Annotated in this window: 27 protein-coding genes and 1 tRNA gene; 13 read left to right on the top strand and 15 right to left on the bottom strand. The window is 67.4% G+C overall.

Annotation, left to right across the window (positions count from 1 at the left end):
* The first annotated feature begins 214 nt into the window (after positions 1-214).
* From EOD42_RS05605 to EOD42_RS05575, 7 genes are all read left to right on the top strand, one after another.
* Complete coding sequence (locus EOD42_RS05605; RefSeq protein WP_127786453.1) at positions 215-1489, top strand: hypothetical protein; 1275 nt, start codon at positions 215-217, stop codon at positions 1487-1489.
* On the top strand, positions 1486-1935 hold the full coding sequence (locus EOD42_RS05600; protein WP_127786452.1) for a hypothetical protein: 450 nt from the start codon (positions 1486-1488) through the stop codon (positions 1933-1935). The genes EOD42_RS05605 and EOD42_RS05600 overlap by 4 nt, the downstream gene beginning before the upstream one ends.
* A complete protein-coding gene (locus EOD42_RS26485) occupies positions 1935-2852 on the top strand; it encodes a peptidoglycan-binding protein (RefSeq protein WP_127786451.1) in 918 nt (305 codons plus the stop codon). Before EOD42_RS05600 ends, EOD42_RS26485 begins: the two co-directional genes overlap by 1 nt.
* A 44-nt stretch (positions 2853-2896) precedes the next feature.
* Positions 2897-3367, top strand: a complete 471-nt coding sequence (locus tag EOD42_RS05590; protein WP_127786598.1) for a RidA family protein — start codon at positions 2897-2899, stop codon at positions 3365-3367.
* Positions 3368-3612: 245 nt separating this feature from the next.
* Positions 3613-4548: an FAD-dependent thymidylate synthase gene (gene thyX / locus EOD42_RS05585; protein ID WP_127786450.1), complete on the top strand. Its 936-nt coding sequence runs from the start codon at positions 3613-3615 to the stop codon at positions 4546-4548.
* Complete coding sequence (locus EOD42_RS05580; RefSeq protein WP_127786449.1) at positions 4541-5116, top strand: HD domain-containing protein; 576 nt, start codon at positions 4541-4543, stop codon at positions 5114-5116. Before thyX ends, EOD42_RS05580 begins: the two co-directional genes overlap by 8 nt.
* Entirely contained in the window at positions 5113-5964 is an 852-nt protein-coding gene (locus EOD42_RS05575) for a PfkB family carbohydrate kinase (RefSeq protein WP_127786448.1), read from the top strand. The genes EOD42_RS05580 and EOD42_RS05575 overlap by 4 nt, the downstream gene beginning before the upstream one ends.
* Here EOD42_RS05575 and EOD42_RS05570 read toward each other — a convergent pair.
* Both EOD42_RS05570 and EOD42_RS05565 read right to left on the bottom strand, forming a co-directional pair.
* On the bottom strand, positions 5961-6428 hold the full coding sequence (locus tag EOD42_RS05570) for a hypothetical protein (RefSeq protein ID WP_127786447.1): 468 nt from the start codon (positions 6426-6428) through the stop codon (positions 5961-5963). The two genes, EOD42_RS05575 and EOD42_RS05570, sit on opposite strands and share 4 nt — an antisense overlap.
* A 5-nt stretch (positions 6429-6433) precedes the next feature.
* Positions 6434-7171 (bottom strand): hypothetical protein, encoded by a 738-nt coding sequence (locus EOD42_RS05565; protein ID WP_127786446.1) that lies wholly within the window; start codon positions 7169-7171, stop codon positions 6434-6436.
* Between the two features lie 321 nt (positions 7172-7492).
* On the opposite strand from EOD42_RS05565, the gene EOD42_RS05560 reads away from it, so the two are divergent.
* Positions 7493-8833, top strand: a complete 1341-nt coding sequence (locus tag EOD42_RS05560; RefSeq protein ID WP_127786445.1) for an MFS transporter — start codon at positions 7493-7495, stop codon at positions 8831-8833.
* A gap of 47 nt (positions 8834-8880) precedes the next feature.
* Here EOD42_RS05560 and EOD42_RS05555 read toward each other — a convergent pair whose 3' ends face one another.
* The 4 genes from EOD42_RS05555 to EOD42_RS05540 are packed head-to-tail and all read right to left on the bottom strand — an operon-like array spanning position 8881 to position 13301.
* Positions 8881-10638, bottom strand: a complete 1758-nt coding sequence (locus EOD42_RS05555; RefSeq protein WP_127786444.1) for an ATP-dependent nuclease — start codon at positions 10636-10638, stop codon at positions 8881-8883.
* 34 nt (positions 10639-10672) lie between these two features.
* Positions 10673-11536, bottom strand: coding sequence for an HpcH/HpaI aldolase/citrate lyase family protein (locus EOD42_RS05550; RefSeq protein ID WP_240654911.1), 864 nt, complete (start codon positions 11534-11536; stop codon positions 10673-10675).
* Positions 11533-12411, bottom strand: coding sequence for a polysaccharide deacetylase family protein (locus EOD42_RS05545; RefSeq protein WP_127786443.1), 879 nt, complete (start codon positions 12409-12411; stop codon positions 11533-11535). The genes EOD42_RS05550 and EOD42_RS05545 overlap by 4 nt, the downstream gene beginning before the upstream one ends.
* Positions 12408-13301, bottom strand: a complete 894-nt coding sequence (locus EOD42_RS05540; RefSeq protein WP_127786442.1) for a polysaccharide deacetylase family protein — start codon at positions 13299-13301, stop codon at positions 12408-12410. The genes EOD42_RS05545 and EOD42_RS05540 overlap by 4 nt, the downstream gene beginning before the upstream one ends.
* Positions 13302-13447: 146 nt before the next feature.
* Between EOD42_RS05540 and EOD42_RS05535 the strand changes: the two genes are divergently transcribed.
* Genes EOD42_RS05535 through EOD42_RS05525 form a run of 3 tightly spaced genes read left to right on the top strand, consistent with a single transcriptional unit; the run spans position 13448 to position 16175 of the window.
* Entirely contained in the window at positions 13448-14650 is a 1203-nt protein-coding gene (locus EOD42_RS05535; protein WP_206020244.1) for an aspartate aminotransferase family protein, read from the top strand.
* A complete protein-coding gene (gene argF, locus EOD42_RS05530; protein ID WP_127786441.1) occupies positions 14647-15600 on the top strand; it encodes an ornithine carbamoyltransferase in 954 nt (317 codons plus the stop codon). Before EOD42_RS05535 ends, argF begins: the two co-directional genes overlap by 4 nt.
* 2 nt (positions 15601-15602) lie before the next feature.
* The gene (locus EOD42_RS05525; protein ID WP_127786440.1) at positions 15603-16175 is read left to right on the top strand and encodes an HDIG domain-containing metalloprotein; all 573 of its coding nucleotides are present in this window, start codon (positions 15603-15605) and stop codon (positions 16173-16175) included.
* 4 nt (positions 16176-16179) lie between these two features.
* Here EOD42_RS05525 and EOD42_RS05520 read toward each other — a convergent pair whose 3' ends face one another.
* Together EOD42_RS05520 and EOD42_RS05515 are read right to left on the bottom strand one after the other, a co-directional pair.
* A complete protein-coding gene (locus tag EOD42_RS05520; protein ID WP_127786439.1) occupies positions 16180-16392 on the bottom strand; it encodes a hypothetical protein in 213 nt (70 codons plus the stop codon).
* A 141-nt stretch (positions 16393-16533) separates the two neighbouring features.
* A tRNA-Leu gene (locus EOD42_RS05515) sits at positions 16534-16616 on the bottom strand.
* A gap of 73 nt (positions 16617-16689) precedes the next feature.
* Here EOD42_RS05515 and lipB point away from each other — a divergent pair.
* Positions 16690-17385, top strand: coding sequence for a lipoyl(octanoyl) transferase LipB (gene lipB / locus EOD42_RS05510; protein WP_127786438.1), 696 nt, complete (start codon positions 16690-16692; stop codon positions 17383-17385).
* A complete protein-coding gene (gene arsC, locus EOD42_RS05505) occupies positions 17382-17726 on the top strand; it encodes an arsenate reductase (glutaredoxin) (protein ID WP_127786437.1) in 345 nt (114 codons plus the stop codon). The genes lipB and arsC overlap by 4 nt, the downstream gene beginning before the upstream one ends.
* 96 nt (positions 17727-17822) lie before the next feature.
* On the opposite strand, the gene EOD42_RS05500 is transcribed toward arsC, so the two are convergent.
* The 7 genes from EOD42_RS05500 to lgt all read right to left on the bottom strand — a co-directional run bounded on the left by EOD42_RS05500 (position 17823) and on the right by lgt (position 24510).
* Complete coding sequence (locus EOD42_RS05500) at positions 17823-18644, bottom strand: putative hydro-lyase (RefSeq protein ID WP_127786436.1); 822 nt, start codon at positions 18642-18644, stop codon at positions 17823-17825.
* Positions 18645-18655: 11 nt separating this feature from the next.
* Entirely contained in the window at positions 18656-19606 is a 951-nt protein-coding gene (locus EOD42_RS05495; protein ID WP_127786435.1) for a Bug family tripartite tricarboxylate transporter substrate binding protein, read from the bottom strand.
* Between the two features lie 431 nt (positions 19607-20037).
* Positions 20038-20970 carry a ribose-phosphate pyrophosphokinase gene (locus tag EOD42_RS05490; protein WP_127786434.1) on the bottom strand — a complete coding sequence of 311 codons (933 nt, stop codon included), beginning with the start codon at positions 20968-20970 and terminating at the stop codon, positions 20038-20040.
* 39 nt (positions 20971-21009) lie between these two features.
* A complete protein-coding gene (locus tag EOD42_RS05485; protein ID WP_127786433.1) occupies positions 21010-21918 on the bottom strand; it encodes a hypothetical protein in 909 nt (302 codons plus the stop codon).
* 71 nt (positions 21919-21989) lie between these two features.
* On the bottom strand, positions 21990-22742 hold the full coding sequence (gene pgeF, locus EOD42_RS05480; RefSeq protein WP_127786432.1) for a peptidoglycan editing factor PgeF: 753 nt from the start codon (positions 22740-22742) through the stop codon (positions 21990-21992).
* Positions 22739-23716 (bottom strand): class I SAM-dependent methyltransferase, encoded by a 978-nt coding sequence (locus EOD42_RS05475; RefSeq protein WP_127786431.1) that lies wholly within the window; start codon positions 23714-23716, stop codon positions 22739-22741. Before EOD42_RS05475 ends, pgeF begins: the two co-directional genes overlap by 4 nt.
* Positions 23713-24510 carry a prolipoprotein diacylglyceryl transferase gene (lgt, locus tag EOD42_RS05470; protein WP_127786430.1) on the bottom strand — a complete coding sequence of 266 codons (798 nt, stop codon included), beginning with the start codon at positions 24508-24510 and terminating at the stop codon, positions 23713-23715. Before lgt ends, EOD42_RS05475 begins: the two co-directional genes overlap by 4 nt.
* Positions 24511-24558 lie beyond the last annotated feature (48 nt).

Genomic DNA, 24558 nt, shown 5'->3' with positions numbered 1-24558 from the left:
GCACGCCGGGCCGGGCCGCCCAAGGGGCAGACAATTTTCTTGCTTTGTTCGCATATATAGGATTATGTGCCTGTTCCCTTTCCCGGAGACAGGCATGCCCCCCGACAATCCCCGCCTTCTCTCACCGGCACTGATAGCCGGCACGATAGGCATCGTGGCGATTTTAGCCGCCATGGCCTGGCCGGGGGGCATGAATGCCACCCATCTGGCCGCTATGCTGATATTCCTTGTAGGGCTGGCCTTTGCCGCCTTCCTGTGGTGGCTGGCCGCGCGCAGCTTCGCGATGCTGAACAACCCCGCCACCACCGCGGAGCAGATCGCGGCCATGCGCGAACTGCCCATGGCCCTGCCCGAGGGCACGGTGCGCGCGGTGCTGGCGCTGATCGTGGGCGTTGTGGGCCTGCCGCTGCTGCTGTTCGCGGCCACGCTCGGGCTCTCGGACGCGATCGCGGGCTATGTGAACGGCATCATCGCCGGCGTGTTCGGCTATTACTTCGGCGCCCGCACCCAGACGCCGGATGCCCAGGCCCAGCGCCGCGTCAGCGAGGCCCTGACCACCGAGCAGCGCGCCCATGCCGAGACCCGCGCCACCGCCGCCGCCAATACCGAGAACGCGGTGGCCGCCGCCCTGCGCCCGGTGCACGAGAGCGACGCCACCGGGAAGCTGAACCGCCACCTGGCCGTGGCCGAGCTGGTGGTGGAGGGGCTGGGCAGCGCCCTGCCCGGCGGCATCATCCCCCAGGGTGCCACCAACCTGCTGCGCCAGGCACGCCAGGCGCTGAGCGGCGGCGACATCTCCGCCATCACCGCCGCCACCACGGCGCTGACGGGCGCCTCCGGGCCGCTGGCCAGCCTAATCTCGGCGGCGGCGCCCGTGCTGGGCGGCGTCGCGGGCGGGCCGCTGGCCGGGGCCGCGCTGGTGCTGGGGCTGGGGTGGAACCTCTCGGCCTCCGGCTGGCGGCGCTGGCAGGCGCAGGTGCTGGACGCGCCGCATGACCCCACTTTGTTCGACCCTGGCAGCATCACCCCCGCGGATGCGCTGGCGAGCCTGGCCGCCGTGCCCGACATGGCCCAGGCCCTGGCAGACAAGCGCAACAGCGCGGGCTTCGCGGCGGAGCTGACCGACATGGCCCTGCGCGACGACGGCGCGGCGCGGCTGTGGTCGGCCTGGGGTGCGGGCCGTTTCGCCTCGCCTGCCGCCGTGGAGGACGCGATGACCCGCTTCCGCCGCGCCCTGCTGGGCACCGAGGCGCGGCAGGACGTGACGGACGCCGCCGTGACCGATGTGGCCGCGCGGCTTGCCACCGCCAGCCCCGCGCTGCGCCCGGATGCGCCGGACCCGGAGGCGGTGCGCCGCCTGCTGGCCCCCACCTCCGCCAACGCGCCCGAGGCCGCGCGCGCGGCGATGGAGGCCCTGACCCTGCTGACTGGCACCCTGCGCGACACGCATCAGGACCCCGTGCAGCTGCTGCAGGAGATCACGCCATGAACCGCCACCTGTGGCTGCTGCTGGGCTGCATGGGCTGCGCGCCGCTGGCCGCCGTCATCGACCCGCCGCTGGCCCAGCTGAACCGCTGGAACAGCGCGCCCCTGGCGGAGATCGCGGCCGAGCCCGTGATCTCTCCCTGCCCGGCCGACAATGCGGCCTGCCCGCGCCTGCACGCCCGGCGCGCCGAGGCCTGCATGACCCAGGCCATGGCCGCCCGCGCCCCGCGCGCGGCCTGCCCGGGCCTGGCCGCGCGGCCGATGCTGGATTGCGCGGCGGGTGAATACGAGGCGGCCGGCGGCCCACCCGACAACCAGGCCCAGGCGCTGATCTGCCTGGGCTGGCTCTCCGGGCCCGAGGAGGCCGCGCGGCATGCCCGCGCGGCACTCGCCGTGGCCCGCAACCCCGTCCTCATCGCCCGTGCCCGGGCGCTCGGAGAATCACGCTGATGATGATGCTCGATCGTGCCCTGTCCTTCCGGCTGCCGATGCTGCGCGGGGCGGATGTGCGCCAGGCCCAGCAGGCGCTGCGCCGCGCAGGGCTGCTGGCGCTGGAACCCGACGGCGTGTTCGGCCCCGCGACGCGGGATGCCGTGCTGGCCTTCCAGCGCGCCAACGGCTTGCTGGCCGACGGCATCCTGGGGCCGCGCAGCTGGGCGAGGCTGATGGAGCAGGCCCCGCCCGCGACCAGCGAACCCGGCTGGCAGGCCATGCTGGCGCCCTATCTGCCGGCGCTGACCGCGCTGCATGGGGCGCCCGTGGGCAATGCCGCGCGCCGCTGGCGGCTGACCGCCCAGGGCGTCGAGGTCGATGGCGCCCTGCCGCGCGGCAATGCCGCCACCGTGCTGCGCTGCTGGACCACGCACGGCCCCGCCATGTCCAGGGTCGCGGCCGCCCGCCAGGTGCCGGTGGAACTGCTGCTGGCCACCGCCTGCACCGAGAGCGGCGGCCGTGCCGATGCCGTGCGGGAGGAGCCGGGATACCTGGACGATGAGAGCACGCCCATGCGCGTCTCGCCCGGGCTGATGCAGACGCTGATCGGCACGGCGCGGGAAGCTCTGGCTGACCCGAAGATCGACCGCGCGGCGCTGCTGAAGCCCGAGACGTCAATCGCGGCGGGTGCGGCGCTGATGCGCCGGCAGGCGATGGGCGGGCGCGTGCCCACGGGCTTCGACCCGCCGCTGGTCGCCTGCGCCTATAACGCCGGCAGCCTGCGGGCGGCGACCAACCCCTGGGGGCTGGTGCAGACCAATCGCGGGGCCGGGCACTGGCACGCCGATGCCTTCGTCGAATACTTCAACGAGGCCTGCGCGCTGATGGACGGCAACCCGGATACGCCCAGTGTGGTGGCGTTGCTGAAAGGATAGTGGCGGTTATGCTGCCGGCCATCGAACCCAATCTGGAGGTCTCCATGGCCGGCCGCATCGACGCCCGTCTCGCCGAACTCGGCATCACCCTGCCCGCCGCCCCGGCGCCGGTCGCCAACTATGTGGGCTGGACCCGCACGGGGAACATCGTGGTCGTCTCCGGCCAGATCCCGCTGAAGGACGGCGCCATCGCATACACCGGCAAGGTCGGCGCGGACGTGACGCCCGAGACGGCGAAGGAAGCGGCGAAGCTTTGCTTCGTGAACGTCATGGCCCAGCTGAAGGCCGCCTGCGGTGGCGATCTGGACAAGGTGGTGAAGGTAGTGCGCCTGGGCGGCTTCATCGCCGCACCGCCGGAATTCACCGCGCATCCGGTGGTGATGAACGGGGCGTCCGACCTGGCGGTGGAAGTGTTCGGCGACGCCGGGCGCCACGCGCGCAGCACCATCGGCGTGCCCAGCCTGCCGGGGAATGCGGCGTGCGAGGTCGAGGGGATGTTCGAGATCGCGGGGTAAGCAAGCCCCAAATATTGGCGGGTGTGGGAAGAATGTTCTTTTTTGTAAAAAAGAACCAAAAAACTTTTGATAGTTTTATCTAACATAAAACTCGAAAAGTCTTTTTGCTTTTTTTTCTTCAGAAAAAGAAGATTAATTTTACCCACACCTATGATAACTATGTAAGCCCCTGCTTGGCCGTGCGACGCTGGTGCAACGCCACGCCAGGCTCTACACAGGCGCCTTTACACCACAGGGGTTCCGCCATGGCGCTGACCGACGAACAGAAGGCCGAGATGGCCGAGGCCGCCGCCCAGCGCACCCCGACGGCCCGCCCGGTCTCGGCCGGGCTGGAGGCGATGCTGGCCACCGCCATTCCGGTGCTCGACCACGGCTTCGTGCGGGTGGTGGACTATATGGGCGACGATGCGGCGGTGGTGCAGGCGGCGCGTGTGTCCTACGGGCGCGGCACCAAGGCCGCGAATGAGGACCGGGGGCTGATCCGCTATCTGATGCGGCACCGGCATTCGACGCCGTTCGAGATGTGCGAGATCAAGTACCACATCAAGCTGCCGATCTTTGTCGCGCGGCAGTGGATCCGCCACCGCACCGCCAATGTGAACGAGTATTCCGCGCGGTATTCCGTGATGGACAAGGAGTTCTACATCCCGGCCCAGGCCCAGCTGGCGGCCCAGAGCAGCGTGAACCGCCAGGGCCGCGGCGATGTGCTGGAGGGCGAGGAAGCCGCCCATGTGCTGCGCCTGCTGCGCGACGACGCCAGCCGCAACTACGACCACTATATCGAGATGCTGAACGAGGATGAGGCCGGCACCACGCTGAGCGCCGAGAAGTCCGGCCTGGCGCGTGAGCTGGCGCGGATGAACCTCACGCTGAATACCTACACGCAGTGGTACTGGAAGACGGACCTGCACAATCTGCTGCATTTCCTGTCCCTGCGTGCCGACGCGCATGCGCAGTATGAGATCCGCGTCTATGCCGAGGCGATGATCGACACGGTGAAGGCCTGGGTGCCGCATTGCTATGAGGCGTTCCGGGATTACCGCATGGGGGCCGTGACGCTCTCGGCGCAGATGCTGGCGATCGTGAAGCGCCTGCTGGCCGGGGAAGTGGTGGAGCAGCCGGCCTCCGGGCTGTCCAAGCGCGAGTGGCGGGAACTGATGGAGACGCTCGGTCGTGAGTGAGGACGGCCTGCTGGGCTTCTTCAGCCTGGCAAGCCGCCTGAAACACGTCCATCGCGCGGCCTTTACCGAAGGCCGGCCGGAGAACAGCGCCGAGCATGCGTGGCATGTGGCGCTCATCGCGGTGCTGCTGCATCCGGAAGTGACGCCGGCGCCCGATCTGGGCCAGACCCTGGCGATGATCGCGGTGCATGACGTGGTGGAGATCGAGGCGGGGGATACCTTCGCCTTCGACGATCGCGGGCTGGAGACGCAGGTGGAGCGCGAGCGCGCCGCCGCCGAAGCCCTGTTCGCCCGCCTGCCGCCCGCGCAATCCGGCCGCATGCACGCGCTGTGGCGCGAGTTCGAGGAAGGCGTGACCCCCGAGGCGCGCTTCGCCATGGGCTGCGACCGGCTTCAGGGCTTTCTGCAGCAGGTGGATTGCGGGGCGCCGGCCTGGGCCGAGGTGGGGCTGACGCGCGCCCGCAGCCTGAAGCGCATGCAGCCCGCCATCGACCTGGGTGCGCCGTTCGAGGGCATGATCAACGCGCTGTATGACCGCGCGCTGGAACTGGGGCTGATGCGGCCATGACCGTGCTGGTGTTCGGCTCCGCCATCGTTGACCAGATCTTCCGCACCGCCGCCCTGCCGCTGGCCGGGGAGACGGTGCTGGCCGAGACCAGCCCTGCCTCGGCCGGCGGGAAGGGGCTGAACCAGGCGGTGGCGGCGGCGCGCGCGGGGGCGCGGGTGTCCTTCTTCGGTGCCGTGGGGCGGGATGCCAATGCGGCGCTGCTGCGCCAGGCGCTGGAGGATGCGGGCGTGGCCGCGCATCTGACCGAGGTGGAGGCGCCCACCGGCATGGCCGCCGTGGTGGTGGATGCGCAGGGGCGCAACCAGATAGCGGTCGCACCCGCCGCCAACATGCTGGCCAGGGCGCCGGAGGTGCCGGCCGGCACGCTGGTGATGCTGCAGATGGAAGTGCCGCCCGCCGAGAATGCCGCGATGATCCTGCGCGCGCGGTCCGTGGGGGCGCGCAGCATGCTGAACCTGGCCCCGGCCGCGACCCAGCCGGAACTGTCGGCGCTGAACTGGCTGGTGGTGAATGAGCCGGAGGCGGCGTGGCTCGCCTCTCAGCTGGGGCGCGCGCCGGATGCGGCGGCGCTGGCGGCCGCACTCGGCATCGGGGTGGCGCGCACCCTGGCGGAACGCGGCGCGGAATATGCGGGGCCGGAGGGGCGTTTCCACGTGCCGGCCTTTCCCATCGCCGTCACGGACAGCGTGGGCGCGGGCGATGCCTGGTGCGGGGCGCTGGCGGCGGCGCTGCACGCGCGGGTGCCGATGGGCATCGCGCTGCGACGGGCGAATGCGGCGGGGGCACTGGCCTGCACGCGGCCGGGCGCCTGGGCGCCGACGGCCGCGGAGATCGACGCGCTGCTTTAGCGCCCGCCATTGGCACGGCTGCATTCCCGCAGCCGGGCCACTGCCGCACCCACATTCTGGTCGAAGCCGATGGTGCCGCTGCGCGGGCTGCCGTTGACGAGCAGGCGCCATTGGAAGCCGCGCCCCCGCACGACATGGGCCAGGGAGCCCTCGTCCAGGTTCAGCGTCAGCCGCTGGGCGTTCGCGGTGGCGTTGACCGGCTCCGATTCACCGGCCGCCGAGAAGAAGGTCTCGCGATAGGTCGCGGGCGGAATGCCGTTGGCCGGAACCGATACGGCGACGGCGCCCGACGTCCAGCGCAGGATGCGGTTGTCGCCCAGATAGGCGCGGCACAGGACCACGTTCCGGGGCTGGTCCTGCTGGGTGAAGCGCCAGGGGCCGATGTTCTGGCCGAAGGGCTCCTCGGCGGCGCGGGCGGTGCCGGTCGTCAGCAGCAGGGCGGCGAGGATCAGGATGTGCTTCATGGGCCTCAGCCTCGGGACAGGATGAACTTGGTGGCGGTGGCGGCGCAGGGGGCGACGTTGACCGTGTACGGGAAGGGCGTCTCGGGGCGGGCCATGGCCGGGATGGTCAGGCACATGCCCGCTGACGAGCGCACGATCGCTTCCTCGGTGGCGGTGGCCTGAGTGGTCCAGCGGGGGGAGCTGGGGGCGCAGGGCTCCGCGATCAGCTCTGCCGGGCGGCCCATACCGGGGGCCTCGACGCCGAGGCAGAGGTTGCCCGAGAGGGTGAGCGCGCCGTCCGGGGCGCGCTGGACGAGCAGATCCGCCGGAACGCGGCAGTTGCGCAGCACCATCCGGGTGCCGGCGGCGAGCGCCCCCTGGGGGCCGATGCAGGCCGTCAGGCCCGGGGTGATGGGCCACAGCGCGAAGCCGTTGGGCTGGGCGGCCTGGGCGGTGCGCAGGGCCTCCGGCGACAGGGCGCGGGCGCAGATGCGGACATTGGCGCCGACCCAGCAGGCACCCTGGCGGCGCAGCTCACCCAGCGGGTTGTGGGCGTGGGTGGAGGCGGGGTCCGCGTTCCAGCTGGCCTCGGCCACGCCGGGGGCGGTGACGTTCACATAGGCGAAGTAGTCCGTGCCGTTGATGCGGAAGCTGCCATCCGCATCGGCATCGAACTGGCACTGGCCGCGGATGTAGCTGCGGCCGTTCACCGTCAGCTCGCAATCGGCGGGGCGGGGGGCGGCCCCGGCGGTGCGACTTTGCACGGCAAGACACACAACCGCAGCGAGCAAAGCAACGGCAAGACGCATGGGGCTCTCCAACCTCGGGATACTGGTAACGTTTCAGTGATCGAAGGCGGAAACAAGGCGTGATTCAGTTATTTTCGGGCCTGCGCCTGGGGCGGGGCTGCCCAGCGCGCCCCGCGCTGGCCGCATGACATTTCAGCGACTAGCCTCGGCGGAACATTGCTGCGGGGCGCATCGGCGCGACCGGAAATGTCGGCGGGCCCTGCCCGGCCGCAGCATTGCAACGAGGACGCGACGAGACAGGCCAGCGAGGGCACGCCCCGCACTGAAAGAGCCACCATGTCCGCCACCACTGCCGAGGCCGTTCCCGCCAATCCGCGATCCCGCGTGATCATGGCCAGCCTGATCGGCACCACCATCGAGTTCTATGACTTCTATATCTACGCCACGGCGGCGGTGCTGGTGTTTCCGCACCTGTTCTTCCCGGCGGGCAATGACACGGTGGCGCTGCTCGCGAGCTTCGGCGTGTTCGGCGCGGCGATGGTGGCCCGGCCGCTGGGGGCGATCGCCTTCGGGCATATGGGCGACAAGAAGGGCCGCAAGGTGACGCTGGTGGGGTCGCTGCTGACCATGGGCATCGCGACCTTCCTGATCGGCGCGCTGCCGACCTATGAGATGGTTGGGTGGCTGGCGCCGGCGCTGCTGACGGTGATGCGGCTGGCGCAGGGTTTTGCGCTGGGCGGCGAGTGGTCCGGTGCGGCGCTGGTGGCCACCGAGAACGCGCCGAAGGGCAAGCGCGCCATCTATGGCACCTTTCCGCAGCTGGGCGCGCCGCTGGGCTTCATCATCGCCAACGGACTGTTCCTGATCATCGCGGCGGTGCTGCCGTCCAGCGATCCGTCCCGGCCGTCGGAGGCCTTTCTGAGCTGGGGGTGGCGGGTGCCGTTCCTGTTCTCGATCGTGATGGTCGTGGTGGGGATGTGGGTGCGGCTGAACCTGGTGGAGAGCGCGGCCTTCAAGAAGACCGTGGACCAGGGCCAGGTGCACAAGGTGCCGCTGGCCGCCGTGTTCCAGAACCATGGGCGGCAGCTGGTGCTGGGCACCTTCTACATGCTGGCGACCTATGTGCTGTTCTATCTGATGACCACGTTTTCGCTGAGCTATGGGCGGGCGGCGGTGAACGCGGCGCTGCCGGGGCTGGGGTATGACTATCGCAGCTTCGTGCTGATGATGATTTTGGGCGTGGTGTTTTTTGGCGTGTTCACGCTGGTCTCTGGCCCCTGGGCGGAGAAGTGGGGGCGGCGGAAGACGATGATCGGCATCACGCTGGGCATCGCGGTGTTCGGGCTGCTGTGGGTGCCGATGCTGGCCGGGGGCTTCGTGGGCGTGATGGCGTGGCTGGTGCTGGGCTTTTCGCTGATGGGGCTGACCTTCGGGCCCATGGGCGCGCTGCTGCCGGAACTGTTCCCGGCGAGCGTGCGGTATACGGGGTCGGGGATCAGCTACAACCTGTCCTCCATCCTGGGGGCCGCGCTGGCGCCGTTCGTGGCGGTGGCGCTGTGGAGCGCCGGGGGCGGGAGCCCGTTCTGGGTGGGGGTTTATTTGAGCGCGATGGCGGTGCTGACGCTGGTGGCGTTGGTGTTAGGGCCTGAGACTAGGGATGTGGATATGGAGGGGTGAGGCCCGCAAACGTTGGGAACGGGCGGGTTTACAACCCGCCCACGCTTTCAATTGCACATATTCACAATTTCGTTGATCAAATACGACACATCTTCCGGCACTTCGTCTTTTTTAAAATTTGAAACAACTTTAAATTTGTCTACCTTAAATAATTTATTTATATTATTGTCTACCTCTTCCATTATTTCTTTTGCTCGCGCGTCCAGTATGGCTGAAGCGACGTCACGGGACTTAAAGTCGTCAGGTATAACAAGAGCTTGCGCTGCCATTGCACTAATTATTTCACTTTCATCACAGCCTCCAGCTCTAGCTATAGCCGGTGGATAAATAATATAACCTTCGATTTGCCTACGTCGCCATGTTTTTAGTGACATATCAGGTTCTTTTCCCGAAAATGAACCATCCTCGAGGCTTATTGGGTCAACCTGTGCTAATTCAAGATCATCGCGATCCCTAATTCCAATCGCCTTTAGATCAGGTATTTCTTTTTTTAATTGAATAAATAGTTGCTTTCTTTCCTTATTTCCACCATTCCACGGCCAAACGACCAAATTTGATGGCCATTTTACTTCTAGTATTTCGGAAAATATTTTCAATATTCTAAAATCGCTGTTATTTTCGACAATTAGCATCCTTTTGTTCTTTTTTAATGGATCAATTTTTGGCGAATACTCACTTCCAAGACCTATAAATAAACTCAATTTTCCATTATCATCAACTAAATATTTCGGAGTTTTATTTGAAAAAGAAAGGACTTTCGTACTTTCGGCCCACCTGAGAATTTCTGTACTATGGGTTGCCATTATTATTTGTTTTTCAGACTTAGATCCAATTTCAGCGAGTGCATTTATAAGTTGATCTTGCAAAAGCGGGTGTAGATGAGCATCTGGCTCATCGAGCAAGAGGATATTATTTGATTGGCTTAATGCAAGAACATAAACGCTAAGCCACTGTAGGAAACCACTACCTTCTGCCATTAGATCGCGCGGTGTATAGCCTGAGTATTTTTTAAAACTATAACCTTCTTGCTTTCCCTTGACACTATATATTTTTATATAAGTATGAAATAAATCGTTAAAATGATCCACTATTAAATTCATAGAGAATAAATTTCCCAGAGTAACTTGTAGTATTTCCCATGGATCTGAATTTCTAATTATTTTTAAGTCTGAGCTTTTTATTTTTGATCTCTCGCCTCGTTTCATACTCCTCGTATTAATATTATCATTGTGCATATCTAAAAGCAGATTTCGGATAATTCCTCCAGCAAGACCGCGACCAATCATGCCGCGCCTCTCTGCAACTGACATCTTATTTTCGCGCGATGCTATCCCAGCAAAGGTCGGCAGGTAAGCAATGGTAGGAATTTGATCTTCTCTCGATAAATTTGAATTCTCTGATTTAATAAAAAGCCGATCATTAGTTAAGGCAAGAGATATTTTCAGATGCTTTAGTTTTCCGGATGCATCACTCCAATCACATTGAATGGATAATGAATACCCATCTTTTCCCGGTAGCTGGCTTTTTAGGTTCGTCCACAAATGCTTTAGCGTTGCAATGGAAATAGGAGAAAATTCATCATCAGATATTCCTAGTCCCTGCCCGGAATATCCCGATAGTAGACTTTCTATTCCTTTTTCATTTTGTAGGACGATTTTGCAAAATTCCCACACAGCCAGCGCTTGGAGTAAAGTTGATTTTCCAGAATTATTAGCGCCGGCAGCAAAAGTTATATTATTTGGATGTAATTTTATGACACTATCAGAAAACTTTTTAAAATTCTTTAAATGAACTGTATGTATCATGTTAATCCTTTTTTTCAAAATATTATTATTGTTTCTACCTCTGCCTTTCCACCAACCTCCTCGCCCTCTCCACCACCGGCAAATCAATCATCTGCCCCTCAAAACTCACCGCCCCCAGCCCCTGCCCCAACGCCACCTCAAACGCCGCGATCATCCTTTTCGCCCGGGCCAGTTCTTCTTCGCTCGCCCCATACTCCTCATTGATGATCGCCACCTGAGACGGGTGCACGCAGCTCGCGCAGGCAAACCCGATCGCCCGAGACCGCCGCAGCATCGCCCGGTACCCCTCCAGGTCGCTCAGCCCCGCCACCGTCCCGATGAAGCCCAGCGGCAGCACCCCGGCCGAGCGCGCCGCCAGCACCCCCAGCCGCTTCGGCAGTTCCAGCGCATCCGGCGTCGCCTCGGCGCCCAGATCGGTCGCCAGATCCTCCCCGCCGATCCCCAGCGCCACGATGCGCGGGTGTGCGCGCGCAATCTCCTCCGCGCGCAGCACGCCGGCCGCATCCTCTGCCAGCACCACCATGCCGGTGTGCCCGATCTCCATGCGCTGCCGTGCCTCGGCCTCCTCGATCAGCTCAGCCAGCAGTTTTACGTGGTCCGAGCCCATGATCTTGGTGCAGACCAGCGCCCGCACACCGGGCATCACCGCGGCCTCGATATCCTGCACGGTCATCTCCAGCGGGCGGTTGATGCGCACCACCACATCCGCGCCGTTGGCCGAAACCCGCGGCACCGCGCCGGCCAGCGCCGCGCGCGCCGCGGGCTTTTCCGCCGGCGCGATGCTGTCCTCCAGGTCCAGGATGATGGCATCCGCGCCGCGCTCATGCGCCTTGGCGATGAATTTCTCCCGCGCGGCCGGCACGTACATCAGGGAACGCCAATGGGGCAGCTTCTTCACGGCGGATGTTCCTTTTCCCAATGCCGCGCGATATCCACGCGCCGGCAGACCCAGATATCAGGCATCGCGCGCACCCGCGCCAGGATGCGCTTCAGCCCGATCGCGCGCGCCGGGTGCCCGATGATGCGGTTGTGCAGCCCGACCGAGAGCATGCGGCTCCCCGGCTCATGCAGCGCCATTTCGATGGCACCCATGATGTAGCGCTCGAACTCCTCGCCGGTCGTCAGGGCAGCGCGCTGGAAGCGCACGTCGTTGTTCACCAGCGTATAGGGCACCACCAGGCGCGGCTTGCCGATCTGATGGTCCCAATAGGGCAGCTCATCGTCATAGGCGTCGCTGTCGTACAGGTAGCCCAGCTCATCCAGGATGCGCCGCGTGTTCAGGCTGGGCGCATAGCGGCAGTACCAGCCGAGCGGGCGCTGGCCGGTGGTTTCCTCGATGATGCGTGTGGCTTCGGTCAGGTTATGGCGCTCGGTCGCCTCGTCCATGTCGGCGTGGCTTTCCCAGCGCAGGCCGTGGCCCGCGACGTCCCAGCCGGCCTCGCGGATGGCGGCGGCCGCCTGGGGGGTGCGTTGCAGGCATTGCGCCACGGCAAACACGGTGCAGGGCAGCCCGGCTTCCTGGAACAGCCGCCACAACCGCCAGAAGCCCACGCGGCTGCCGTATTGGAACATGGATTCCGCGCCCAAATCCCGGCCCTGGGGCGGGATGGTGCTGCCCTCGGTCAGCGCGGTTTCCGAGACGGGGTCGCCGTCGGGCACGCTGCGCTCGCCGCCTTCCTCGTGGTTGATGACGAAGTTCAGCGCCAGCCGCGCGCCGCCGGGCCAGCGGGCGTCGGGCGGGTTGCGGCCATAGCCCTCGAAGTCACGGATCATGGGATCACTCCCTCGGGCATGCCGGCGATGTAGTCGGTCAGCTCCCCGGGGCGGGTGATCCACAGCCGGTCGCGGTGGGCCAGGATGTGGCGCAGCGCCTGGCGCAGCGGGCGCAGCCGGTGCGGCTGGCCCAGGATGAAGGGGTGCAGCACCACGCTCATCACCAGGGGGCGTTTTTCGCTCTGCACCAGCATCTCGTCGAACTGGTCGATGATCATCTGGGCGAATTCGCGGCCCGTGTGGTGGCGGGCGACCATGGCGGGGCTGTCGTTCAGCTCGACGGAGTAGGGCACGGACAGAATGCGCCCGCCGTCCCGTGTGTTCATCCAGATCGGCTGGTCGTCCACCGGCCAGTCCATGACATAGGTGAAGCCGGCCTCCTTCAGCAGGTCCAGCGTGACGGCGGATTGCGCGATATAGGGGCCGAGCCAGCCGCGCGGCTGTTTGCCCCCGTTATGGCGCGCCAGCACGTCGCGGGATTCGAGGATGAGGCGGCGCTCATCTTCCTCCCACATGATGTCCTGGCGTTCGGCGTTGGTGCGGCCGTGGCCGATGATCTCGTCGCCGCGCGCGAGCAGGGCGGGGGCGATCTCCGGGCAATGGTCCAGCACGGCGGAGTTGCAGTTGTGCCCGGCGGGGATCGCCAGTTCATCCAGCATGTCCAGCAGGTTCCACAGGCCCACGCGGTTGCCGTAGTCGCGCCAGGCATAGGGGCGCTGGTTCTGCACGGGGCTGAGGCCGGTGTTGTCGCTGCCCATCCCGGCGCGGAAGGCGAAATGCTCGATGTTGTTGACCACCAGCAGGGCCAGGTTGGCGCCGTTGGGCCAGGAATAGGGCGCGCGGTGGATGATCGCGCTGTGCGCGTAGCGGGTATGGGCGGGCAGCTTCATGGTGTGGATGCTTGCGCGTGAAACGTCACACGGCAAGCGGGTGCCTCAGCTTTACTCAGTGTCCGTTTTACGCCACTCTCGGCCGCTTCCCGCCCCGAAGCAGCGATTTCCGCCCTTCGCGCGGGATGCTTCGGGAGAAGCCAGACGTGATCCCCGCCTTGATGCCGACCTACAACCGTGCCGACCTCGCCTTTGTGCGGGGCCAGGGTGCACAGCTGTGGACCGAGGATGGGCGACGATTCCTGGACTTCGGCTCGGGCATTGCCACCACGTCGATCGGGCATGCCCATCCGCACCTGGTGCAGGCCATTCAGGAACAGGCGGCGCAGGTGATGCACGTCTCGAACCTGTATCGCGTGCCGCAGGCGGAGAAGCTGGCGGCGCGGCACGTGGCCGCGTCCTTCGCGGATTCCGTGTTCTTCTGCAACTCGGGCGCCGAGGCGAACGAGGGCATGGTGAAGGCCGTGCGGAAGTACTACGCCGAGAACGGCCAGCCCGAGCGGTATGAGATGATCTGCTTCGAGGGCGCCTTCCACGGGCGTACCCTCGGCATGCTGTCGGCCACCGGCAACGAGAAGTACCTGGCGGGTTTCGGCCCGCCGGTGCAGGGCTTCAGCCATGTGCCCTTCGGCAACATGAACGCGCTGCGCGCGGCCATCGGGCCGGGCACGGCGGGCATCATGATCGAGCCGATCCAGGGTGAGGGCGGCGTGCGCCCCGCCAGCCTGGATTTCCTGCGTGACCTGCGGAAGGTCTGCGACGAGTACGGGCTGCTGCTCGCGCTCGATGAAGTGCAGACCGGCATGGGGCGTTCCGGCAAGCTGTGGGCCCACCAGTGGGCCGGCATCGAGCCGGACGTGATGTCGGCCGCCAAGGGTATCGGCGGCGGCTTTCCGCTCGGCGCCGTGTTCGCCAAGGAAGCCGTGGCCAAGCACCTGAAGGCCGGCACCCACGGCACCACCTATGGCGGCGGGCCCCTGGCCTGCGCGGCGGGCAACGCCGTGCTGGACGTGATCCTGGCCGACGGCTTCCTGGCCGAGGTGGACCGCATCGCCCGCAAGCTGTGGGACGGCCTCGTGGCGCTTGCCGCGAAGCACCCCACCGTGGTGTCGGGCGTGCAGGGCGCGGGCCTGCTGCTGGGCCTGAAGCTGCAGCCCGAGGTGACCAACGGCGACGCCCAGGCTGCCGCCGTGGCCGAGGGCCTGCTGACGGTCGCGGCCGGCATGAACGTGCTGCGCCTGGCGCCCGCGCTGATCGTGCGTGATGCCGAGGTGGAGGAGGCGCTGGAGCTGCTCGACCGCACCTGCCGCCGCCTGACCCCGAGCCTGAACAAGGTGGCTGCCAAGTGAGTGCTGCGTTGAAGCAGGACACGACCGCCGGGGGGCCCGCCGCCCCCCGGCACTTCCTGGAACTGATGGATATCGACGGCCCCGCGCTGCGCCACATGCTGGAGCTGGGCAAGCGCACCAAGAAGGGCGAGTTCGCCGACAAGCCGCTGGCCGGCAAGACCGTCGCGCTGATCTTCGAGATCCCCTCCACCCGCACCCGCGTCAGCTTCGAGGTGGGCATCCGCCAGCTGGGCGGCGAGCCCATCATCCTGACCACGCGCGACATGCAGCTGGGCCGGGGCGAGACGCCGGCGGACACCGCCCGCGTGCTGTCCCGCTTCGTGGACGCCATCATGCTGCGCACGACGGATGTCGATAAGATCCGGGAGCTGGCGGCCCATGCCACCGTGCCGGTCATCAACGGGCTGACCAATGTCAGCCACCCGTGCCAGCTGATGGCCGATGTGATGACCTTCGAGGAGCATCTGGGCCCCATCGAGAACCAGGTGATCGCCTGGACCGGTGACGGCAACAACGTGGCGCAGAGCTTCATCCAGGCCGCCGCGCGCTTCAACTTCATCCTGCGCATCGCCACCCCGGCCACGCTGGCGCCCCCCGCCGAGCTGATCGAGTGGGCGCGCGGCCAGGGTGCGCGCATCGAGCTGACGAACGACCCGGTGGCGGCCGCCCGCGGCGCCAAGTGCCTGGTGACGGACACCTGGGTGTCCATGAGCGACGAGAAGGACAAGCCGGGCAGCCGGCACAACCTGCTCAAGCCGTATCAGCTGAATGCCGGGCTGCTGAAGCACGCCGCCCCCGATGCCATCGTCATGCATTGCCTGCCCGCCCATCGCGGCGAGGAGATCACCGACGAGGTGATCGACGGCCCGCAGAGCGTGGTGTTCGACGAGGCCGAGAACCGCCTGCATGCCCAGAAGGGCGTGCTGCTGTGGGCGCTGGGGCTGGCCTGAGGATGTATGCCGTCACCCAGGGCAGCAACGCCCAGCGGGCGGCGGTGCATGACTGGCTGAAGGGCCTGGACGGGCTGCGGCCCGAAACGGCCGATCGCGTCGTCACCGCCTGGGTCACCAGCTGGACCAGCTCAGACTGGGCGGAGATCGGCGATGTGCCGTTCTCGGCCAAGGCGCCGGGCTATCCGCTGGCGAAGCATGTGAATGAGGTGACGCTGGCCGGCCGCGCGCTGATCCCGCGCGCCGAGGCCGATTGGGGTGTCACGCTCGACCCCGAGATCATCCTGCCCATCCTGATCCTGCATGACGTGGACAAGCCGCTGCTGGCCACGAGGGACGGGGAGAAGGTGGTGAAGTCCTCACTGGCCAACCGCATGCCGCATGGCGTGGTGGGGGCCATGCTGCTGCGGGAGCTGGGCTTCGACCAGCGCGTGGTCGAGACTGTGGCGACCCACGCCACCGACGCGCCGTTCCATAACGACAGCGCCGAGGCCCATGTGCTGCACTACGCCGACCTGTTCGCGGCGGACCACGCCCTGCGGGTGCAGGGCCTGGTGCCGTTCTATCGGCGATAGGCGCCTACCAGCGCCGCCAGCCGCGACCGTAGTAGCCGCCGCCACCGTAGTAGCGCGGATAGGCATAGCCATAGCCGCCGTAATAATAGGGCCTGGGCGCCACGACGACGGGCGCGGGCGCGACCGCCACGGGCGCGGGGCCATAGGTTCCGTCCGGATAGACCGCGCAGCCCGCGAGGCCCGCGGTGCTGACCAGCAGCAGCATGATCTTGCGCATGTTAAGCTCCCTTTGACCGGGAACGCGCCCGGCCCTGCAAGGCTGCATATAGGCAGCGTGCAATCCGGCTTAAATGCGGCAGCGATGTGAAGGGAAAAGGCACCTGTCCGGGCCGAGGGCTACCGGGCGATGGGGGCAAAATGCGGACGAGAAGACTCGAACTTCCACGGGGTTTCCCCCACTAGCACCTCAAGCTAGCGCGTCTACCATTCCGCCACGACCGCAAAGGTGACGGGCTTCTACCGCAAGCCGCGCCGGCTTACAACCGGGGGGCAGCCACACCATTTTGCGGAAATCATGCCCGATACGCCCTTGATCGCCGTGCCTTCCGTCATTCCGCCCGGCACCGCCCGCGCGGGGGTGGAATGGAGCATCTCCGACGGCCTGACCCCCTATGCCGACGCGCTACGGCTGATGGAGCACCGCGCGAAGGAGATCCGGGACGGAACCTCCGGCGAATGCGTCTGGCTGGTGGAACACCCGCCCACCTACACCGCCGGCACCAGCGCCCGGCCAGAGGACCTGAAGGACGCGCGCTTCCCCGCCGTGCCTGCCGGGCGCGGCGGCAAATGGACCTATCACGGCCCCGGCCAGCGCGTGGCCTATGCCATGCTGGACCTGACGCGCCCGCATGGCGATGTCGCGGCCCGGGACGTGCGCGCCTATGTCCACGCGCTGGAGGAATGGATGATCCGCGCGCTGTGGCGCTTCAACGTGCGGGGGGAGCGGCGTGAGGGCCGGGTGGGCATCTGGGTGGTGCGGCCTGACGGCGCGGAGGAGAAGATCGGCGCCATCGGCGTGCGCGTGACGCGCTGGGTGGCCTGGCACGGCCTGGCGCTGAACCTGGAGCCCGACCTGTCGCATTTCGGCGGCATCGTGCCCTGCGGCATCGCGGAGCACGGCGTGACCTCCCTGCACGCCCTGGGCATTCCCGTCACGATGGAGGAGCTGGACGTGGCGCTGATGGCCAGCTTCGAGGAGGTTTTCGGATGATCACGATCTGGCACAACCCGCAGTGCTCCACCTCCCGCAAGGTGCTGGACCTGCTGCGGGCCGAGGGGCATGAGCCCCGGATCGTGGAATACCTGAAGACCCCGCCCAGCCGGGCCGAGATCGCGGCGGTGGTGAAGCAGCTGGGCATCCCGGCGCGCGGGCTGCTGCGCAAGAAGGCGCCGCCCTATGCGGAGATGGGGCTGGGCGACCCGGCCCTGCCGGATGACCGCGCGCTGGATGCCATGGTGCAGCACCCGGTGCTGATCGAACGGCCGGTGGTGATCACCGGGAAGGGTGCGCGGATCGGGCGGCCGGTGGAGGCGGTGCGGGAGGTTCTGTAGCGCAGGGGCTTTGCCCCCGAGACCCCCACCGGAGGGCTTTTGGGAGATATGATCGACTGGCGGAGGTGTCGGGGGCAGAGCCCCTGACAAGCGTCCTCAAGGCTTCGGCGTCCCATCCAGCGCCAGATCCGTCACGAACATATGCCCGGCATGGTGCGTGAACATCTCCGGAATGCGCGCGGCCATCGCGACAGCCTGCGGCGTGACCCCACAGCCCCAGAACACCGATGTCTGCCCCTCGCCCAGCCTGTCGCCGGTCACGAACTCCGGGTTCTCCAGGTCGGTGATGCCGATATCGGCCGCATCCCCGATATGCACCGGCGCGCCATGGGCCAGGGGGTAGCGGCCGGTCACCTCCACCGCGCGCACCACCATGTTCGTGGGCACCGGGCGCATCGTCACCACCATGGGGCCGGAGAACGGGCCCGCCGGCACGCAGGGGATGTTGGAGCGGAAGGTCGAGACGCGGCTGGTGGTGTCGCGCAGATGCGGCATCGGGATGCCGGCACTGTCCAGCGCCTCGTCGAAGGACAGGCTGCAGCCCAGCAGGAAGCCCACATGGTCCTCGGTCCAGAGGTCCAGCAGGTCGGGCACCGTGTCCGTCAGCTCCCCGTTGCGATAGACGCGATAGGAGGAGAGGTCGGTGCGCAGGTCGGCGCCGGGCGCCGCCACGGTGGGCTCGGCACTGCCGGGGTCGGTCACGTCGATCACCGGGCAGGGGCGCGGGTTGCGCAGGCAGAAGCGCAGGAAGTCGAAGGCGTACTTCTGCGGCAGCACCACCAGATTAGCCTGCAGCCGGCCGCGCGCGGCGCCATGCGTCGTGCCGGTCCAGCGGCGATCGCGGATCGCCTGGCGCACCTCATGCGGTGCCCAGGTCGCGAGGTCCGTGCGCTGGATGGTCTTTTCCTGGACGGTCATGGCGGTCTCCTTCACAGGGCCAGGTTCAGGCGGCGGATCTGCGGGCCGGCGGCAGCGTATTCCTGATGCAGCCGCGCGGTATAGGCGGCGGACCCTTCATAGGCAGAGACGGAATAGAAGCGCTGCATCAGCGTGTTCCAGGCGGGCGTCTGCACTACCTCCTCCAGGATCTTCTCCCAGGTCGAGACAATCTCGGGCGACAGCCCGGCGGGACCACCCAAGCCAAAGGCGGTGGACAGGCACAACGGGTATCCCAGCTCGCCGAAGGTCGGCAGCGCCTCCATGCCCGGCAGGCGCTCGGTGCCGATCTCGGCCAGCAGCTTCACCCGGCCGGCGGCCAGCAGGTTCGGGTAGTCGGTGGACACCGCCATGTCGACGGTGCCGTTCAACAGGGAGGTCAGGCCATCGGCCATGCTGCCGAAGGGCACGAAGGTGGTCTCCAGCCCCAGATGGGTGAAGGCGGCCTGGGTGGCGATGTGGGCCGCACCGCGCGGGGCGGCCACCGTCCATTTCAGGTCGCCAGGGTGGGCCTTCGCGTAGTCCAGCACATGCTGCCAGGTGGCCAGCGGGCTTTCCGTCAGCACATAGGCCGGGCTGGGGGAGGCAGCGTAGCGGCCGATGAAGGTGAAGTCCTTCATGGCGTCATAGGGTTGGCGCTGGATCTGCGGCGCGATGACGAAGGGGCTGACGCTGGTGATGGTCAGCGTGTAGCCGTCGGGGCGGGATTTTGCCACGCGGTCGGCCGCGATGGTGGCGCCGGCGCCCGGCCGGTTCTCGACCACCACCGGCACGCCCAGCTTGCCCTGCGCGTAATCCGCGATCTGGCGGGCGGTGGCATCGGTGGTGCCGCCGGCGGAAAAACCCACCACGATGGTGACGGCTCGGCTGGGATAGGCAGGCTGCGCCACGGCAGGCGTGGCGAGCAGGGAGGACAGCATCAAGGAGCGGCGGCGCAGCATCATGTACCCTTTCACAGTCCGGCACCGTGTCGGGCGCCTGGCGGGAATGGCCGGGGTTCATGGCGGGCCGCGGTCTTGGGCCGCGTGCCTGAACGCAGTTCGGCATGGCGGAACCTGCGCGTCAATATAGCTTTGTTGGGAAGTGAATGGGAATGCTCACCCAGGGGCGAGACAGACAGGGGCTTTGCTCCTGGACCCCACCAAGGGGCCCTGCCCCTGGGAACCCCACCAGGAGGTCAAATCTCCTGGGCCTGAAATCAGTTTAGCGCCTTACCTTCGCAGGTAAGGCGCCATTTTCATTATAAATATCAATGAGAAAAACCTTGGCAGGGTTCAGTGCCAAGTGCCCGGGGTCCAGGGCCGCTACGGTCCTGGCGGGGATCCAAGGGGCAGGGCCCCTTGGTGGGGATCCGGGGGCAACGCCCCCACCCGCCTCAGTCGAACAGCGAGCTGACGGAGCTTTCCACGCTGATGCGGCGCATGGCTTCGGCCAGCAGCGGCGCGATGGGCAGCTGGCGGGTGTTGCGGGCCGTGCGCACGGCCTCGGTGGCGGCGATGCTGTCGGTCACCGTCATCATTTCCATCGGGCCGGCGCCCACGCGGGCCACGGCACCGCCGGAGAACACACCGTGCGTGACATAGGCGGACACGCTGCGCGCGCCGTGCTTGATCAGCGCCTCGGCCGCGTTGCAGTGGGTGCCGCCGCTGTCGATGATGTCGTCGATCAGCACGCAGTCGCGGCCGCGCACGTCACCGATCACGTTCATCACCTCGGACACGCCGGCCTGCGGGCGGCGCTTGTCGATGATGGCCAGGTCGGAATGGATGCGGCTGGCGATGACGCGGGCGCGGGCCACGCCGCCGACATCGGGGCTGACGACCATGACGTCGCGGCCCTTGTAGCGTTCCTGGATGTCACGCACGAACAGCGGCGCGGCGTACAGGTTGTCCACCGGGATGTCGAAGAAGCCCTGGATCTGGCCAGCGTGCAGATCCATGGTCAGAACGCGGTTGGCGCCCGCCTCGGTGATCAGGTTGGCCACCAGCTTGGCGCTGATCGGCGTGCGGGGGCCGGACTTACGGTCCTGCCGGGCATAGCCGAAATACGGGATCACGGCGGTGATGCGGCGCGCGGAGGACCGGCGCAGCGCATCCATCGTGATCAGCAGCTCCATCAGGTGGTCATTGGCCGGGAAGCTGGTGGACTGGATGACGAAAACGTCCTCGCCGCGGATGTTCTCGTGGAACTCCACGAAGATCTCCATATCCGCGAAACGCCTCACGGAGGCATTGACCAGCGGAAGGTCGAGGATGTCGGCCACGGCCTGGGCGAGAGGCCGGTTGCTGTTACACGCGACGATTTTCATGGAAACCCCAGCACTCCACCGGCTGCGCGCGGGTGATTATCAACGGGATGCGGGCGTGGCAACCGGCGTCGTGGGGGAGGCTGCATTGCGGATGATGGTCATCACCCCGCCGGAGGCCTGTTCGGCGGCCACATAGGCGATGTCGCCCCAGAAACGGTCGAGCCTGCCCGCGTCCACTTCCTCCACCTGCACCACCCGGCCGAGCTCCTGGCCATCGAGGCGGGTGACGATCCATTGCAGGTCCACCACCTGCTTGCCGTTGGCCGGGCGGTCGACGCGCACGGCCGCCGTCAGGCCGTATTGCGCGCCCTGGGCGCCGTCCTGCACGACATAGCCCAGATTGGCCATGAACTCTCGCATGCGGCCGGCCAGCGCCTGCGGGCCGTCGCCCGGCGCGCCGGTCACGGGCAGGAAGCGGATGCGCGGCGTGCCGCCGGAAATGGCATCGGCCGTGCCGGCGGCGCGGGCGGCCTGGATGGACAGCAGCAGCCGGGCCACGCCGGGGGCGGCCTGGCGGGCGGTGCCCTCCAGCGCCGGGGGCTGGGCCATGGCCCAGACGGCGGTGGGCACGGGCGCGCCGTCCACCTGCCCCTGGGAGGCACCGTCGGCATTCACCAGCGCGAAGCGCGGCACCACGGCCGCGCCGTTGTTCACGGCCGTGATCTCCAGCCGCCAATCCAGCGGCAGGGGCGTGTCCAGGCGCACGGCCGGGATTTCCTCGGCCTGCAGGCCGGCGGCCACGGCCTCGGCCAGGGCCTCGGCACCGCGCGCGTCCAACAGGGCGCCGGTGGGGGTGGGCACGGCCACGCGGATGGCCAGCGGCACCGCCAGGCGCCGCGCGTTGCGCCCCGGATTGCCCCAGAGCGGCGAGCCCGGGTTGTTGCTGCAGGCCGCCAGCAACAGGGGGGCGAGGGCGAGGGGCGCCAGCAGGGCCCGCCGGCGCTTCACAGCATCAGCGCGCAGGTGCCCAGCATCGCGACCACCGTGAACATCATGAACATCCAGAGGTAGGGCACGGGTCATGCTCCGATCCCGATCGCTGAGAGTTGGTGGCCGATGGGGCCCTCGCCGGCCAGGGTGCGGCGGCGGTGGCTGAAGAAAAGGTCGGGGGTGGCCAGGGTGCAGTGGCCGGTGGCCTCGGCCCGGGCGCCGGCGGCGGTCAGGCGCGCCACGCAATAGCCGGGCAGGTCGAACTGGTATTTGCCGGGCCGCGCGCCGGGGGCGAAGAAACGGGCATCGGCGGGGTCGCGGGCCAGCACCTCGTTGCGCAGATCGTCGCTGACCTCATAGCTCGCCTGGCCGATGCAGGGGCCGACGACGGCGCGGATGTCGCGCGCGCCCAGGGCCCGCATCGCGTCCAGCGTCGCTTCCAGCACGCCGCCCACGGCACCGCGCCAGCCGGCATGGGCGGCGCCGACGACGCCGGCCTGGCTGTCCGCGAACAGCACGGGGCCGCAATCGGCGGTGACGACGCTCAACATCAGGCCCGGGCGGTCGGTGATGACGGCATCGGCCTGGGGGCGGGCCTCGCGGGCCCAGGGGGCCGCCTCGGCCACGGCCACCACCGGGCCGTGCACCTGATGGACGGAGACCAGCCGGTCGGGCGCGAAACCGAGCGCGCGGGCGGCGCGGGCGCGGTTCTCGGCCACCGCCGCCGGGTCGTCCTGGCCGCGGTCGGAGCAGTTCAGCGAGGCGAACAGGCCCGTGCTGACCCCGCCCTGCCGCGTGAAGAAGGCGTGGGGGAAGCCGGAGAGGAGGTCGTGCTGGATCATTCGGCAAATCCCGCGGGCGTTGGCAGATCGGGGTGGCACAGGCACAGCGCCTTGAACAGCCTGCCCATCTGTTCGGGCATCACAAGCCTCTGTGCGCCGGACAGGATCATGCCCGCCTGCTTCGGGGCCGATTGCGCCAGCATGGCGGCGCGCGACATCAGCCCCAGCCGTTGCAGGAACAGGCCCATGGGCAGGATGGGCTCGGCCCGGGCGGGGCCGGCAGCGCGGGCAAGAGCCGCGAAATCCACATGGGCGGTCAGGTCGGCGCGGCCGGGGTCGGCCAGCGGCTCGGCGCGGGCGTGCTCGCGGATGGCCTGCAGCGTGTCGCCATAGCCGCTCTCGCCCGGGCCGTAGTCGAGGATGAGGGCCGCGCCGCCCTGGGCCGCCAGCCGCGCGCCGAGCGCCGCGACGATGGCCAGCGCCGGTTCGCAGCGTTCCACGATGCTGCCCTCGGGCGCGTCTGGCAGGGGGTCGGTGGGCTGTTCGGTGAAGGCGCCGTCCGTCACGAAACGCTCCATCCAGGCTTCGCGCTTCACGAATTGCCGGATCGGCAGGGCGTCGAAGAACTCGTTGGCCAGGATGATGGCGGGGCCGGGCGGCAGGGCCTCCGGCGTGGGGAACCAGCGCACCGGGGCGCCGGCCAGCGCGCGGGCCTGCATGGCCATCAGGCTGGGGGAGGTCTCGACCAGCGCGATTTCGGCGGCCGCGCAGAACTGCGGCATGACGCCGCGCACGGCGCGCCAGGCATCGGCCATCAGCGTGCCGCGGCCGGGGCCCAGTTCCGCCAGCACGAAATGCGCCGGTGATCCCATCTGCTGCCAGGTGACGGCGGCCCACAGGCCCAGGCATTCGCCGAAGGCCTGGCTGATCTCGGGCGCGGTGGTGAAATGGCCCAGCGCGTCGCCGGTTCCGCCCCCTTGGGCATAGAACGCGGCGTTGGCGCGCGCCATGAAGGCGTCGAGACGTTCGCTCATGCAGCCGGCTTGGAGCGCGCCATCAGGAAGATGCCCACCGCGATCATGGGCAGGGACAGCAGCTGGCCCATGGTGGCGCCGGCGACCAGGAAGCCCAGATTGGCGTCGGGCTCGCGGAAGAACTCACCGATCACGCGGGCGGTGCCGTAGCCCGCGATCAGCGCCCCGGTCAGGAAGCCGAAGCGCGCCCGGATGGACGGCCGGCTGGCCAGGATGGCCATGACGGTGAACAGGGCCAGACCCTCCATGCCCGCCTGGTACAGCTGGCTGGGGTGGCGCGGGATCTGCAGCGGGTCGGTCGGGAAGACCATGGCCCAGGGCACGTCGGCCGCGCGGCCATACAGCTCCGCATTGATGAAGTTGGCGATGCGGCCGAGGCCGAGGCCGATCGGCACGCCGACCGCCACGCGGTCCCCGAAGCCCAGCGGGTGCAGCTTCTGCGAGCGGCAATAGAGATAGGCCGCGACGATCACGCCGAGCGCGCCGCCGTGGAAGCTCATGCCCCCGGTCCAGATCATCGGGATCTCCCACGGGGAGAACAGGTAGTGGCCCGGCCGGTAGAACAGCACATAGCCCAGCCGCCCGCCCAGGATGATGCCCAGCGTGGCCCAGGTGACGAAATCATCCACCTGTTCCGGCTTCGCGACGGCCGGCGTGGCCTGGGCCACGCGGCGCACCAGCCGCCAGGCCAGGATGATGCCGGCGATATAGGCCAGCGCGTACCAGCGCACCCCGAAGGGTCCGATCTGGACCGCCACGGGGTCGATCATGGGGAAGGCAATGATGGGCAGCATGCGATCTCGCGGGTTCCGGCCAGGAAGCGTATAACGCCGAAAGCCACA

Source organism: Rhodovarius crocodyli (genome assembly GCF_004005855.1).
Classification (GTDB): Bacteria; Pseudomonadota; Alphaproteobacteria; order Acetobacterales; family Acetobacteraceae; genus Rhodovarius; species Rhodovarius crocodyli.
Note: the sequence above shows the minus strand (reverse complement) of the source record. Positions and strands in the feature narration are given on the sequence as shown.

Excerpts from the sequence above, each read along its gene's own strand:
- EOD42_RS05605 (WP_127786453.1), top strand. The coding sequence starts at position 215 with ATGCTGATATTCCTTGTAGGGCTGGCCTTTGCCGCCTTCCTGTGGTGG.
- EOD42_RS05600 (WP_127786452.1), top strand. The coding sequence starts at position 1,486 with ATGAACCGCCACCTGTGGCTGCTGCTGGGCTGCATGGGCTGCGCGCCG.
- EOD42_RS26485 (WP_127786451.1), top strand. The coding sequence starts at position 1,935 with ATGATGATGCTCGATCGTGCCCTGTCCTTCCGGCTGCCGATGCTGCGC.
- EOD42_RS05590 (WP_127786598.1), top strand. The coding sequence starts at position 2,897 with ATGGCCGGCCGCATCGACGCCCGTCTCGCCGAACTCGGCATCACCCTG.
- thyX (WP_127786450.1), top strand. The coding sequence starts at position 3,613 with ATGGCGCTGACCGACGAACAGAAGGCCGAGATGGCCGAGGCCGCCGCC.
- EOD42_RS05575 (WP_127786448.1), top strand. The coding sequence starts at position 5,113 with ATGACCGTGCTGGTGTTCGGCTCCGCCATCGTTGACCAGATCTTCCGC.
- EOD42_RS05570 (WP_127786447.1), bottom strand. The coding sequence starts at position 6,428 with ATGAAGCACATCCTGATCCTCGCCGCCCTGCTGCTGACGACCGGCACC.
- EOD42_RS05560 (WP_127786445.1), top strand. The coding sequence starts at position 7,493 with ATGTCCGCCACCACTGCCGAGGCCGTTCCCGCCAATCCGCGATCCCGC.
- EOD42_RS05555 (WP_127786444.1), bottom strand. The coding sequence starts at position 10,638 with ATGATACATACAGTTCATTTAAAGAATTTTAAAAAGTTTTCTGATAGT.
- EOD42_RS05545 (WP_127786443.1), bottom strand. The coding sequence starts at position 12,411 with ATGATCCGTGACTTCGAGGGCTATGGCCGCAACCCGCCCGACGCCCGC.
- EOD42_RS05540 (WP_127786442.1), bottom strand. The coding sequence starts at position 13,301 with ATGAAGCTGCCCGCCCATACCCGCTACGCGCACAGCGCGATCATCCAC.
- EOD42_RS05525 (WP_127786440.1), top strand. The coding sequence starts at position 15,603 with ATGTATGCCGTCACCCAGGGCAGCAACGCCCAGCGGGCGGCGGTGCAT.
- EOD42_RS05520 (WP_127786439.1), bottom strand. The coding sequence starts at position 16,392 with ATGCGCAAGATCATGCTGCTGCTGGTCAGCACCGCGGGCCTCGCGGGC.
- lipB (WP_127786438.1), top strand. The coding sequence starts at position 16,690 with ATGCCCGATACGCCCTTGATCGCCGTGCCTTCCGTCATTCCGCCCGGC.
- arsC (WP_127786437.1), top strand. The coding sequence starts at position 17,382 with ATGATCACGATCTGGCACAACCCGCAGTGCTCCACCTCCCGCAAGGTG.
- EOD42_RS05500 (WP_127786436.1), bottom strand. The coding sequence starts at position 18,644 with ATGACCGTCCAGGAAAAGACCATCCAGCGCACGGACCTCGCGACCTGG.
- EOD42_RS05495 (WP_127786435.1), bottom strand. The coding sequence starts at position 19,606 with ATGATGCTGCGCCGCCGCTCCTTGATGCTGTCCTCCCTGCTCGCCACG.
- EOD42_RS05490 (WP_127786434.1), bottom strand. The coding sequence starts at position 20,970 with ATGAAAATCGTCGCGTGTAACAGCAACCGGCCTCTCGCCCAGGCCGTG.
- pgeF (WP_127786432.1), bottom strand. The coding sequence starts at position 22,742 with ATGATCCAGCACGACCTCCTCTCCGGCTTCCCCCACGCCTTCTTCACG.
- EOD42_RS05475 (WP_127786431.1), bottom strand. The coding sequence starts at position 23,716 with ATGAGCGAACGTCTCGACGCCTTCATGGCGCGCGCCAACGCCGCGTTC.
- lgt (WP_127786430.1), bottom strand. The coding sequence starts at position 24,510 with ATGCTGCCCATCATTGCCTTCCCCATGATCGACCCCGTGGCGGTCCAG.